Annotated in this window: 11 protein-coding genes; 2 read left to right on the forward strand and 9 right to left on the reverse strand. The window is 44.6% G+C overall.

Features of this window, described 5'->3' with window-relative positions:
* Positions 1-164: 164 nt before the first annotated feature.
* From BS614_RS02590 to BS614_RS02610, 5 genes are all read right to left on the reverse strand, one after another.
* Positions 165-515 (reverse strand): DUF4260 domain-containing protein, encoded by a 351-nt coding sequence (locus BS614_RS02590; protein WP_074092854.1) that lies wholly within the window; start codon positions 513-515, stop codon positions 165-167.
* Between the two features lies 1 nt (position 516).
* Positions 517-1,131 (reverse strand): TetR/AcrR family transcriptional regulator, encoded by a 615-nt coding sequence (locus BS614_RS02595; protein ID WP_074092855.1) that lies wholly within the window; start codon positions 1,129-1,131, stop codon positions 517-519.
* 256 nt (positions 1,132-1,387) lie between these two features.
* Positions 1,388-3,247 carry a hypothetical protein gene (locus tag BS614_RS02600; protein WP_074092856.1) on the reverse strand — a complete coding sequence of 620 codons (1,860 nt, stop codon included), beginning with the start codon at positions 3,245-3,247 and terminating at the stop codon, positions 1,388-1,390.
* A gap of 11 nt (positions 3,248-3,258) precedes the next feature.
* Positions 3,259-5,550 (reverse strand): glycosyltransferase family 2 protein, encoded by a 2,292-nt coding sequence (locus BS614_RS02605; RefSeq protein ID WP_167544371.1) that lies wholly within the window; start codon positions 5,548-5,550, stop codon positions 3,259-3,261.
* Positions 5,550-6,644 (reverse strand): bifunctional glycosyltransferase family 2/GtrA family protein, encoded by a 1,095-nt coding sequence (locus tag BS614_RS02610; protein WP_167544372.1) that lies wholly within the window; start codon positions 6,642-6,644, stop codon positions 5,550-5,552. The genes BS614_RS02605 and BS614_RS02610 overlap by 1 nt, the downstream gene beginning before the upstream one ends.
* 320 nt (positions 6,645-6,964) lie before the next feature.
* On the opposite strand from BS614_RS02610, the gene BS614_RS31070 reads away from it, so the two are divergent.
* Together BS614_RS31070 and BS614_RS02625 are read left to right on the forward strand one after the other, a co-directional pair.
* Entirely contained in the window at positions 6,965-8,674 is a 1,710-nt protein-coding gene (locus tag BS614_RS31070; protein WP_084174376.1) for a right-handed parallel beta-helix repeat-containing protein, read from the forward strand.
* Between the two features lie 293 nt (positions 8,675-8,967).
* The gene (locus tag BS614_RS02625; protein WP_167544373.1) at positions 8,968-9,666 is read left to right on the forward strand and encodes a YheC/YheD family protein; all 699 of its coding nucleotides are present in this window, start codon (positions 8,968-8,970) and stop codon (positions 9,664-9,666) included.
* A gap of 84 nt (positions 9,667-9,750) precedes the next feature.
* On the opposite strand, the gene BS614_RS31355 is transcribed toward BS614_RS02625, so the two are convergent.
* The 4 genes from BS614_RS31355 to BS614_RS02650 form a co-directional block, all read right to left on the reverse strand.
* Positions 9,751-10,089 (reverse strand): hypothetical protein, encoded by a 339-nt coding sequence (locus tag BS614_RS31355; protein WP_074092858.1) that lies wholly within the window; start codon positions 10,087-10,089, stop codon positions 9,751-9,753.
* Between the two features lie 177 nt (positions 10,090-10,266).
* Positions 10,267-10,827 carry a DUF4303 domain-containing protein gene (locus tag BS614_RS02635; protein ID WP_074092859.1) on the reverse strand — a complete coding sequence of 187 codons (561 nt, stop codon included), beginning with the start codon at positions 10,825-10,827 and terminating at the stop codon, positions 10,267-10,269.
* Between the two features lie 319 nt (positions 10,828-11,146).
* Positions 11,147-11,764 (reverse strand): hypothetical protein, encoded by a 618-nt coding sequence (locus BS614_RS02645; protein ID WP_074092861.1) that lies wholly within the window; start codon positions 11,762-11,764, stop codon positions 11,147-11,149.
* A gap of 416 nt (positions 11,765-12,180) precedes the next feature.
* Positions 12,181-12,726: a 50S ribosomal protein L25 gene (locus BS614_RS02650; RefSeq protein WP_074092862.1), complete on the reverse strand. Its 546-nt coding sequence runs from the start codon at positions 12,724-12,726 to the stop codon at positions 12,181-12,183.
* Positions 12,727-12,811: the final 85 nt, after the last annotated feature.

Genomic DNA, 12,811 nt, shown 5'->3' on the forward strand with positions numbered 1-12,811 from the left:
TGCCGAGAGGGCGATATCATGCAAAATAGACTAATAGCTACTGTGCACACATCCAGCTTATGGAGCGTCCTTCTATAATGAACCAATCCCCTGGCATATAAAAGCTGCCAGGGGATTTCAATAAAATCCATTTCCATCGCATCTTACTGTGATGGCAATGAAGACTATATTCTTTGGATATGAGAATTTTTGAAATCGGTTGTGTATTTTAAACCGTAGCCCACCGTGCGATCCACACCAATATGAACTAACCAGATGAAGCCGATCATAGTCAGGAATGAGATAGAGAACATGTGTCCTGCCAATAGCAAGAGCACCGGCGTTACGAACGTATGAGCTATATTATACACGTATGCTCCTACCTTGTTGCCAAATGCATATCCGAACATAAATATATCGGGAGCAAGCAGCAAAAGCAGGAAAACCCACCAACTGTAACCGTAGGAAAAGTAGAAATAAGTGCCCAGCGCGGCAACGATAGCATTTTCTATCTTAATCAGTATTTGATTATTCATGTCATTCCCCTTTTTTCTGCATGGTAATGCCATCAAGCATCCATCCAATACCCCGTGATACCTGCTCGTGGTTGATAGGCTCTGCGGACAACATTACAGGTGCCTGAAGTGTCAAGCCATCGAATACAGCCTGAATCAGTGACACTAGCATCTCTTTTTCGTGCGTGTTCAATGGCAGTGCCATCCGATCAATGATCTCCATTATGCCCAACTTCATTTCCTTATATAGCATCACCAACTCTGTGGCAAGTTTCTCGTTGTTGACACTCTCCGTCCAGAGGTTAATCAACAAGGTGAACCATTCCCGATTTTCTTTTCGAAATTCGACTACGTGCAGTAACCCCTGCTGAAGAATTTCTGCAGGAGATACCTCCAAATCCAGCTTCGAGAAGGCAGCCTTCATCCCTTTATTAATCATCCATTCTCTGACCACTTCCACCAATAGCGTTTCTTTCGTGCCAAAATGATATCCGATCAGCCCTTGGGCTACACCCGCCTTCGCTGCAATCTCTTTCATTGTTGATTTAGTGTAGCCCACTTGACCGAATAATGTAAAAGCCGCTTGCATGATCGCGTTTCTTCGCTCGTCTTGATTGGGCGGTTGGATGTTAGTCATGACGTATTCACTCCTATACTGTTTGTTCGAACAGTCAACTTATGATCTTATTGTATTACTGTTTGCTCGAACAGTCAATATAATATATTTGTTATCATTTTTGCCTGTGAACCTACGCGCCATGTACTCGATTCAGAGGCAACTTTAGTAAAAAAGGCAATTGCACGCTATTACGCACAATTGCCTCTTTCATATGGAATCGTTGTTGATGACATCTGGCTATTCTCAATAAGCTATCGCTTATGACCTACTCAAGCTATACCTTGGTCAACGTAAGAACGATCTGATCCCCGGAACGAGTGATTTTGTAGATACCTTCTTGCATGTCGATACCATAATGCTTTTTCAGCAACCACTTGGCGTTGAGATCCGTCTCGACGACCACCAGATAATCGTAGCCGCTCAGAAGGTTGTCCATATTATCCTCATAGAACAACACAATCCCGTCCACATGAGGAGCATACAAGAAATACTTCCCTACATATTGCATGTAATAGTTCGTGACCTGTTGGTCCCTGTCTGAGGCGTAGAAGAGATATCTGTTATTATCCTCTTGTCCACCTGAGTACCACCGATCACCAGTAACCGCATGAATCTTGTAAGGGAGCGTTGTATCATAACTTTGGGCGATAGACACGATACCATTATATTCGGACAAAAGGATGGTGGCCGCAACCGCCATACAACCGATGATGCCTTTTTGATAATGACCTTTTGTCTCAACGGTCTTAAAGGACTGATAATCAGGCACTTCACCAATCCGATAGTGGAATGATCGCTCCAGGTCGATCGCAGCGCACAACACCAGCCCACCGGCGAACAGTACCACTATACTGGACGCATAACGCTCAAATCCAGCCAGGACAATTGCTTCATCCAATGGCATGGAGAAGAGATACAACGCCAGAATACCCGCATAGTACAGTAACAGTACAACGTCCAGTGCAATCAATGCTTTCCACAAGTTCCACTTCTTCTTAAGCACAACGATGGCAAATACAGATGCTGCAATTGCGATAAGCTGGAAAATAACAATGCCGATCACTGGCCGTGTCGTCAAATCCGTACTGGCCTTGAGGAAAGTCCACAGAATATCACGCATCTGCTCTGGCGTTTTGCCAGCCTGTATCCCCGAGGTAGCCACATCGAACTTGTTATCAATCCCTTGGAACACCGTTGCCATTCGCCAGCTCCAGCCGAAGTAGGGAATGAGCGCAACGCAGATCGTACCCACTACAGCGAGCGCTGTTTTCCAATCGAACTTTTGTTTATGTTTTAGCCATGTATACACTAGGAATATCAGACCGATCGCGGCGAAAATAATACCCGTGCTTTTGATAATGGTCAGTAATCCCGCAAGCGGAGGAACGACAATACATGCCTTTTGGATCTCATTACGATATTGGTAGATCACCGCCAAGATCGCGAGTGCGTAGATCGGAAGCAAGAAATCCACGAGCAGATTGGTGATCCGAATCGTAAGATTGAAAAACGAAAGCGTAGATAAACCAAGTCCTAGAAAAGCGTACAAAAGAAAGCGTTTCTTCTCCGAAACGATGCCAAACACAGCATAAAAACAGGAAAAGATAAGCAATCCCTGTGCCAAGAGCATTACGGACTGGGAGTGCCCCATGAAGCGACAGACATAATAAATAAACGACGAAGTCCCCAGCGGATAGTTTTTAAAATCAATCAGGTTGGAGTCTGGCGTCGGAAAGGCATCTGTACTCAACATCTGCTTCAATACGATAGCCCAGTGTGAGAAATTATCGTAATGTGTTATTTGGTTCTGAAAGAGTACCAGCAAGAAAACAAAAGTTCCTGCCAGGAATGAAAATTGGAATATGGAAAAGGACATACGTAATGATGCCCCTCGGCGCAGCCTGAGAAACAACATTCCCCCATACAAAAGCAAACCTGCAATCAGGATGACAAGGCTGCCCGTAAAGAGCTGCCCTGCCAAACCACTCAGAAATACAAAGCAGGCAATCGATGAAAACACGAATACAGGGATGAACTCCCAACGTAGTGAAAGTGCCTTCCGTACAAACTGCATATAACCAAGAAAGGAGAATATCAATAAAACTCCCATCACAAAATGAAGCACAATGAGCATCTCTATCTCTCCTAACCCTCTCTGGTGGAACGATCGGAATGTGGCTGAATCAGATCCGTCAGCAATTGGTCGATCAGGCCCTTCTCCACAATATCATCGATATTCTCCACCGAGAGAAGCACTTCGCGCTCACGGGCTGTCGTTTTTCCCGTATGTTGCAAAATGACTTCAATATTACTCTTTGTATAAAAAGTAACGACCGCTCCTGCCGCAATATCACCATGGAAACCCGTCGCGGAGAAGAAACGATAATTGAAGCTGCGCAGCGTACAGCTAGCATCATTGGTGAAATGAACTGGAAGCTGAAGGGAAAGCCGCGGCATTTTTCGCTGATCCGATCTGGGTTGAACAATCCGTTTTTTCACATTACGTAACATATCGTCATAAGCCGTATCCCACAGATTCATCTGCTCTGGCAATGAGTGTTTACGGTCGTAGATGATTTGCATGTATTGGCGGTTATCATTCTCATCAATCGGCTGAACCGTTGCGGAGTAACGCCAGCCCTCTCCATCCTGTTTCACATAAACGATGACTGCATCGAGGTTGGCCTCATATCGCTCGGTTTTGACGACCAGAGAGATGATCTTTTGCTCAGCCAAATAAATGGGATAAGGGACATAAAAGGCAATACCTTGTTCGGATACATCCACCGTCTTAGCCTGATAACGCAGATTGTTGGCTTGGTCGTGAATCGTGACATCTTCCTGCGCCCGAATCCGCTCTGTCTCCCGGTACGCACGGCGGCCGATCATGAAGAACAGGGCGTAACACAGCGCAATCATGTTATGAATCAGCCAGAAAATAATGATACTGCTGAAGAACAGCGCGATGCCGTACTTGCCATTCACATACCGAATCACGGCTGCAATGGATAGCAACAGCAAGAAGATATGCGGAAGTGCATATAACAGAGCAGACATCCATTGTCGACCGCTTGCTCTGCTTTTGTTGGTAACCTTGAATTTTTTCTCACGAATACCCAGCGTCTCCAGGAGAACCGGCCAGATCAGATAAGGCATGAATATGGTATCGATAACCTGACTCCAGCGCTGATTCCGAATATTGCTGGACAGATATCGCATGGATACACTGTAGAAGAAATAAGAGGGAAGCCAGAATATTAAGATCTGCCAGAAGGTTGTGTTCACAATCTGGAAGTCGAATAACGCAAATAAAATAGGTGCCAAAATGAAAATCAACCGATTAAAGAAGGACCACCAGTATAAGAAACTGCTTAAGTAGGTCACTCTCGTCCAGAAAGGAAGCTTGCCAGACAAGGGTGCACGCGTATTCTGCAGGCTCTGAATGATACCCCGTGCCCAACGAATCCGTTGTTTAATCATGCTCTTCACTGTTGTTGTTGTCTGCCCGGCAGCTTGAACCTCTTGAGTCGCATAGGTAATATAACCTTCCTGCTGCAAGCGGATGCTTGTCTCAAAGTCCTCGGTGATTGTATTGAGTGGAAAACCTCCGATATCTTCCATGCCCTGCCGGGAAATGATCGTATTACTTCCTGTATAGGCTACCGCATTGGAGGCATTACGCAGGATGTTCACTTCTCTGGAGAAGAAATCCTGTTCATTCGGAATACCTTGCTCTGCATACAGGTTAAACTGGAATAGATCCGGATTGTAGAAGCTTTGCGGGGTCTGTACCAGACCAAGCTTGAACTTAGGGTCCATCTCGTCCTCTCGGCGAGGACGCCATACCTCATTCTCCTTAATAAACGTGGAGAGCATGAAATAGGGTACCGTTTTCATCAAAAAGGTGTGCTGTGGAATCATATCCGCATCAAACGTTGCAATGAGCGGCGAAGAGCTTTTGCTCAGTGCATTGTTCAGATTACCAGACTTGGCATCCTTGTTTCCGGGGAAACCCAGATATCCCACGCCAAACTGTCTGGCAAGCTCCTCCACCTCTGGTCTCGCTCCATCGTCACAGAGGTAGATATGAACCTTCTGCTTGTCCGGGTAATCCATGAACGTACAGGCATTAACGGTTTTATATAACAGATCAACAGGCTCATTATGCGTAGTAATAAATACATCCACATCCGGATAATACTCCGGCGGAACGGTTGGAAAGTCGAGCTGTGTACGTTCTTTTTGCATCTTTTGAAAGAATAATTCAAAGGTTGTCAGTACGGTGACCGTTTCAGCCACAATCAGCAGCATACCAAAAATGACGTTTAGAACGCCTTCCCCCCATGGCAACGTAAAGAACGTACGCCATACCAAATAAATCGACATCAGGATCATCGTGATGACAAAAAAGATATTCTGCCTTTTTTCGTTTTGCACTACAACTGCTTCCTCCTTGCTGCAAATACCCATCTTCGCTGCAATTGGAAACTGAGCAGGAACAGCAAGGCATCACAGACGAATTTCGCCAATTTCTCATCTACGAAGAGAACGGTATGGAATATATATACACCGGTACTGGACAGCAAGATCACCACTCCGCATAACGTTAGATAACGCCATAGACTGCCCTGGCTATCCTCCTTGCGGAATACAAAGTGTCTGTTCAGTACATAGTTGACCACAATGGAAATAACTCTCGCAATCACGGTTGCAAGCAGAATTCTTAAATAGTGCTGCTCACCCAACACGGGCCGCAACGCGTCGATCAAAAACCAGGCAATGCCCAAATCCACAACAGAACTGGCCACCGACGATGAGATGAACCGCAGGAAATTGGAGAACAACACCCCCATGACCCGAGCACTATCCTGGATCGCTTTAAAATGAGTGCCTGCATTGCCATTCTCATAAATGACTTGGATTGGCATGGTATGAATCGGTATGCCAGACTGAATGCACGAGATAAGCATCTGCAGCTCATATTCAAATCGAGTGCCGCGAACATCCTGCATAAACGCAAGTAACCCTGGACCGAAGGCACGAAGCCCAGTCTGGGTATCTGACAGTTTTTTACCATACAGCATGGCAAAAATAAAGGAGGTCATCCGATTGCCTAACAGGGACTTTGGGGGTATATTCCCCTCGCTGAAGTTCCTTACCCCGAGCACCAACGAATCCGGATGAAGCCTTGCTTCTTGGGCTATGCGGTATACATCTTCAGCTGCGTGTTGTCCGTCTGAATCAGCGGTTACGACGAAGGAAGATGCGTCGAATTGCTTCCCAATATACTGAAATCCGGTCTTGAGTGCTGCACCCTTCCCCTGATTTTCCGTATGTGTCAGCAGAGCACAACCGTTCTCACGAAGCTCCTCAAAAATCGACTGGTAGGCCTCGCTTGATCCATCGTCCACAATAACAATATTGCTGAAGCCATACTCTCGCAATTGCCGTACATAGGCTGGAAGTTTCTCATCCGGTTCAAGTGATGGAATGAGGATGATCGTTTCGCCGTTTTGTTTACCCATAATCATCGTGATAAGCCTCAATTCGACATATTTCAACATTTTTTTTGAATATTGTGAGTATAACATCGAAAAGGCATACAGTAAACGAATAATTTGTATATATATTGGTAAAAAAGTCGCACTTTTTATAAGCTAATTTATAGGTAAAAAGCACTAGGAATAGGACTGTGGAATGTTGGTTGTCTGTTCAATGCTATAGCGATAAATATGATGTATTCTTTCATTTACCATTTCATAAAATGAACAAAGTGGACATTAAATTTCATCTATTCAATCTGTAATCCGATGGATTTACAAAAAGGTAGTCATGAGAGGAGTGCACAGGAATGCCTCAGGAGGTTTTTGTTAATAGCGCATGGATCGGACTGCCCGTTGGGACCGTGGTAGGTCCGGGAATGATCATTGGAACTAATGCATTCGGTACAATTACAGAAGGCGTAGCTGCAGTAGCTCCCCAAGGAACCGTACAGGTAGCGGCTGGAGTCTATAATGAATCCGTTGATATCGATAAGCCACTTCAACTGCACGGTGCTCAATATGGGGTTGACGCGCGTACCCGCTCAGGTAATCCTGCTGAAGAATCTGTGGTACAAAGCAGTACAGATTCAGGCATTTTCTTCCTTATTTCCAGCGTTGACAGCAGTAGTGTGGTCATCGACGGGTTCACCATACAAAACAATACGTTAGGTACCGGAATCAACGCCAATGGAGCCCAGTCGGGGTTCTGGTTTCTCAATAACATCATTCAGAACAATACCATCGGCTTATACCTAAACTCGAACGGTTCCATCGAATGCTTGGTGCAACAAAATCTTATTAACAACAACAATCAGGCAGGACCCGGGGGCGGAAACGGTATTTATTCCGATCAAGGATTCTCCAATGCCCTCATCGACAATAATAAATTTACCAATAATCAGGGGACGATGACCTTATTAGGTGGTGAAACTACGGCCTTCGAGAATGTTATCATTTCTAACAATGAGATTATTACGGATGGCGGAATTTTTATGCTTACTTGTCAAAACATCAGTATTCTAAATAATACGATTAGTAACAATACGTCTGACGGCATTTTTTTATCGGGTGGAAATGATCGAATTACGATCTTGAACAATATCTTGCAATTCAATACGGGCAACGCAATTAACGTTCAACTGGATTTTACCGCTGTCCTCAATTCTAATATCCGCGTCAAACATAACAGTATCGTAGGGAATACGGTGGCTGGCTTAACTGTAGCTACAGGAAGTTACAATAATACAGCGCCGAATTTGAATCTCGATGCCACGAATAACTGGTGGGGCGATCCGAGTGGACCCAACGTCAACGGTGGGGGACCAGGTACGGGTCAAGCAATCATCGATCCAGACTTGGTAACTCTGTATATTCCATTTCTTGTTGAAAACCCGTTTATCCCAACTTCACTTATCGCCCCTGTCCAGAGACTAAGCAGCAGTGCAACGAATGTATATGTAGCAGCAGACCGTGATACAGCCGTAGCCGCTGCTAATTTGGGAACCGGTACGCTGGCTGTAGAGGTGGCCCAATTTCCGCTTTGGAGCATCTTAACGGAATTTAATAATGACAATAATCCTGTATTCGGAGCCGTTCCCAATCCAGTTATAGTATGGGATGCAACGACAGCTCCGGGACAAGTGTTTGGCTTTGCCGCAACCACAGATTCCTTTACGTTAGCTGCCACAGGGGAAGTTTTGATTAATTTAACGGCATTCGCTGATAATGCCATGGAGGCACAGATCGATCTGGTGGACGCAACAACGAATACCATTATATCGACACCACCATTAGGTGTCTTACTATTAGATGGAAGCATGGACCCCACACCTGTCGTTCTCGATTTCCCCTTCAATTGGCAAAATATACGCTTTTATTCTATCCCCACTGGTCCGCTCCCTGCTGGCGAATATAAAGTGATCGTTTCCTTTACAGTTGTAAACTATCTTCAATACATGTCCTATCCCGACCCTGCCGGGCTATCCTTTGTTGCGGATGTTTATACCGCAAGTACTTAACATGCAGCTTGGGAGGATCGTTTTCGAGTCTGATTCCCTGTGATTCAGAAGTCTGCGTATTGGAACAAAGAACAGCACGGGTGACTCCCACCTCGTGCTGCTCTTTTCGTGAGATCCGGTTCTGTGATTCAACCTTCAATAAATTGCAGAGCACATCTATGATGATCGGTGAGATCCTTTGATCATAAATATAGACGAATGGCCGCTTATGCTGATCACTGATTTGAATTAGAATTACCGTAGAAGTCTGTTAAAAGGCTGTGATTCCAATATTATTCGAAAGAGACAAATGGTTGCAGTATGGCATTCTGCGCGATGAGCCCTCTCTCGCTGAACGTTTGCCAGAAACACAGTTGCTTGAGAAGGATACGTTAACGAAGATGCTTCTTCAATATCCCAGCGTTGTACTGAAACCTCGTAATGGCAGTTACGGAAGGGGTATCCTGTTCATTAAACGAAGCGGTGCAAATGCTTATCGTATTCAAAATGAAAATAACACAGTCACCATGAGAGACAACGAGCAGTTACTGGAATGGTTCGAACAAACAATCAAAAGTGATGAATATATTGTCCAAAAGCGTCTGCAGCTTGCTCAAATTAAACACAGGCCTTTCGACATTCGGATCATGGTTCAGCGCAAAAAGGGTTCCTCGTCCACTTGGAACGTGACCGGTTCCTATGCTAAAGTCGCTGCACAAGGATACCAAGTCACCAATGTGAATAACCGCCCCATTCCAGTTCTTAAAGCACTGAGACTGGCTCGAATTGGAGATCGGCGCTTACTTGTCAGAGCGGAACAAGTTGCACGATTAGCTGCCAAACGATTGGGAGAGCATTACCCTATGCTTAGACAAGTTGGATTCGATATAGCCATCGACAAGAAACGGCGAATTTGGATTATCGAAGGCAATTATCAACCAGCCTTACGGCCTTTCCGACTTTTAAAAGATTCCTCGATGCACCGCAGAATATTATGGTACAAAGAACATTAAAGCAAAAGAAGACGACCAGCCTTTTACTCATGGCCAGTCGTCTCATCCTGTTTAGTACCTGTTCTTGATATTAACCCTCTTCGGTTATTTCCGGCATTTTCTAATCGCACTTGTAACACGTGTCACTCGGAACTGATTTACCCCTACCTGTATAATGGCGAACTGGCTGTATGAAGTACCAGAAGAGGTATACGGTTCAGCCTCAATATTTCCACTCGGTGTTCTAACCGTCGCAGTGATTCTAGTTACCAGGCACACACCACGGCCGGAAGATCTCCAAGTCTCATCACGCTGAACACTATATCTATCGTTGCTACAAAAAATGGATGCATACTCCACTACTCCACTCGCATTAAACGAAGTCGAGTTATAGATCTGAACAGGGTCATAACCACTAGGTGCTCCAGGTCTTCTATTTCCCATTCTCAAAACCTCCTTTTTATTGATAATCTATTAGATGCAATTAAATAGTTTTGGTGAGGTATAAATGTGGACAAGGCAGAAAAAGTGTGTTTGTCCGAGGGGCGCAGACATAAAAAAGAACCACCCTTTCATGTGCAAAGGTGGTTCGAGAATTATAGTCCTATTATCATAATCATCTTATTCTGCCGCCTCCGCCAACCATGCTTGCAACACCGGAGATTCTGCCCGATTCAAACGTAAAGCAATTTCGGTATTGATCTTATCCGGCGGCATGACTTCAACAAGGATACATACCGACTCTCGCAGTTGATTTAAGGCAAATATGCCTTCATCATCGAGCATTTTCATCGCCAGCTCCATAGCGCTCAACCTCACATCCAACTCGCGATTCCAATCATCATTCTCCAGTTCCGCAATGAAAGGACGCTCGTTATATCGTTGTTTGACATCGTCAAAGTGATCATCCTGAAAACAACAATAGGGCGAATCCGCATACGACCATTTGATGAGATCCGCAATCGTGGAGACCGGCGTATCACTTTCCTCTGCTTGCCTAGCCGACTCCAACGCCAAAGCTTCCCACGACCAGGCAGAGATGCTTGGCGCATGTCCTTCGCCAGTAGTGTATAACGTACAATAATAGTAACGTTCACCATTTTCAAAAAGAGTGCAAAAAGACGTTCTGGCGGCAGCAGCGATCTCTATGGCCAGTGTCTCTATTTCTTGCATTGGCTTCATGATTGGAGTTCCCCTTTCCATTCGTTGATCATTTGCCCCTTCGATATGAATTGGCTATTTGGACTAGATACCAGACACCCGCACCCACAAGGATAGCAAACACTAGATTAATGCAGCCGAACACGATGAGTGACTTTGCTTGGCCTGGACCGATCCGGAAAGCGGTAGCGAGCTGGAAGACAGCCGGTAGCAGAAATGCCAGCCATGAGATGGTTATAAGCTTCTCTGTTCTAAAGCTCCACCACACTGCGCAACATGAGGCAACTAGCAGTACCCAGGTACAGATAAGCTTTAGGGCGAACATCATTTCGTCCCCCTCCTATTTGCCATGAATCACAAGACCATATTTACTGAATATCCACGATTGACTCAAGTCGTGCATTGCATCATGGCTTATACGCACAGAGGGCTTTTGCTCCTTCATCGCATCTGCATCATGGGCTGAGAAGCGAAGGGGTTTGGTCATTTTTTTGATCGAGTCTCTTATTTCATCGAAAAGCGCATAGGTTAGCGGCTTATGGTCCCGGATATCCTCATATATATAGTACTTTCCTTTTTCATCTTCCAAATTAACTTGAAAACCTTTCGGAAATGAAAGCAAGATACACGGCAGTTCATCCTCTGCCCATTGTCCGTGATATGGAAAAGAAACCCCTTCATTTCTCACAAAAAATCCTGAACTTTCTTGATCCGATGCAATAGAAATAGAGTAAACAAAGAAGGGATGGATGTCATCTCTCTTTTCTCCTGCCACAAAATACTGATAGAACGTCTGATACTCCTCGTACACCTGATTATAATCATGCTCTGTTCGGGCAGCATTGGTACGATAGAATTGCGCTTGCCGATGCTCCAAAAGCTGCAAAAGGCTTTTAAACTCTTCAGGAGTGATGAAGAATCTCAGTTTATAGAATCCGCTATTCTTTAATTTGTCCATTTTTTTTCGCTCACCGCCCTGTTTAGAAATGTTATGCCATTGACCTTAGCAGTTCAGGTTTACCCACCGCTCTTCCTCATCTCTATCTCTATCTCTATCTCTATATTGAGCGTTAATTCATCCACATCTGTTCTTATATATCAACTTATATGTATCTTATTTCCATTATAGTGATTACCTTTCCTGAGTCTACCTACTTTACACCTGAATTTTGCGAATGAACTTTGAAAGGGTATCGAAATATCAGGATCATTGCGCCTGTACGCAAGCAAAAGACATACGTAAGGTGAATTTTAGATTACCCGCTTTGTGAGGATGGGGGCACGCCAACATATCGTGATCAGCACAAATTAGCCGTACGGATGATCACCCGTACGGCTAATTTTGACTTATTCAGCTCTGCGAATTTGGAATTGTTAAGGTTTAACTACAGAGAGAAGAGACTCATTCCCCTCAGAGATCACCGTTACATCTGGAGCAAACGTTGCATCACTTACATGTAACGTTTCTCCAAGTTCCATAGTACTAATGTCAAATTCAATCGACGTTGGCAAGTGTCTCGGCAATGCCTCCACTTCAATAGAAGCTAATTGAACTTGCACGACACCGCCCTGTTTTGTGCCAATCGGTGTGCCGTTGAACTTGACAGGAATTTTAGTGCGCATGATCTCATTGGTCTGCACCTGTTGAAAATCCACATGAATCAAATCACGTGTAACCGAATCACGTTGAAGGTCTTCCAATAATACGGTCAATGGGCCTTTCTCTTCAAACTGCAATTCGATAAAACCAGACGCTCCTTGCTTCAACCACTTTTGAAATTCTATTGTTGGAATATGAATCATCTCATTCTCCGTATTTCTGCCAAAAACAATACCTGGCAAACGCCCGGATTTACGTAGATCCTTAAGTCGAGAAGAATTTAATGGAATGCGGGTCTCCGCCTGAAAACTAGTAGTCATGCTATGTTCGCTCCTCTTTATTAAATGATATTTTCACATTTTTAATACTCATCCAACCATCCCCTGTTGGGGCTAAAGAGAGAAA

The sequence above is a fragment of the Paenibacillus xylanexedens genome (assembly GCF_001908275.1).
GTDB classification, from domain to species: Bacteria; Bacillota; Bacilli; order Paenibacillales; family Paenibacillaceae; genus Paenibacillus; species Paenibacillus xylanexedens_A.

Bases quoted from the DNA above. Each gene is read 5' to 3' on its own strand.
- BS614_RS02600 (WP_074092856.1), bottom strand. From the start codon at position 3,247: ATGCTCATTGTGCTTCATTTTGTGATGGGAGTTTTATTGATATTCTCC.
- BS614_RS31355 (WP_074092858.1), bottom strand. From the start codon at position 10,089: ATGGGAAATAGAAGACCTGGAGCACCTAGTGGTTATGACCCTGTTCAG.
- BS614_RS02610 (WP_167544372.1), bottom strand. From the start codon at position 6,644: ATGATTATGGGTAAACAAAACGGCGAAACGATCATCCTCATTCCATCA.
- BS614_RS31070 (WP_084174376.1), top strand. From the start codon at position 6,965: ATGCCTCAGGAGGTTTTTGTTAATAGCGCATGGATCGGACTGCCCGTT.
- BS614_RS02635 (WP_074092859.1), bottom strand. From the start codon at position 10,827: ATGAAGCCAATGCAAGAAATAGAGACACTGGCCATAGAGATCGCTGCT.
- BS614_RS02590 (WP_074092854.1), bottom strand. From the start codon at position 515: ATGAATAATCAAATACTGATTAAGATAGAAAATGCTATCGTTGCCGCG.
- BS614_RS02650 (WP_074092862.1), bottom strand. From the start codon at position 12,726: ATGACTACTAGTTTTCAGGCGGAGACCCGCATTCCATTAAATTCTTCT.
- BS614_RS02595 (WP_074092855.1), bottom strand. From the start codon at position 1,131: ATGACTAACATCCAACCGCCCAATCAAGACGAGCGAAGAAACGCGATC.
- BS614_RS02645 (WP_074092861.1), bottom strand. From the start codon at position 11,764: ATGGACAAATTAAAGAATAGCGGATTCTATAAACTGAGATTCTTCATC.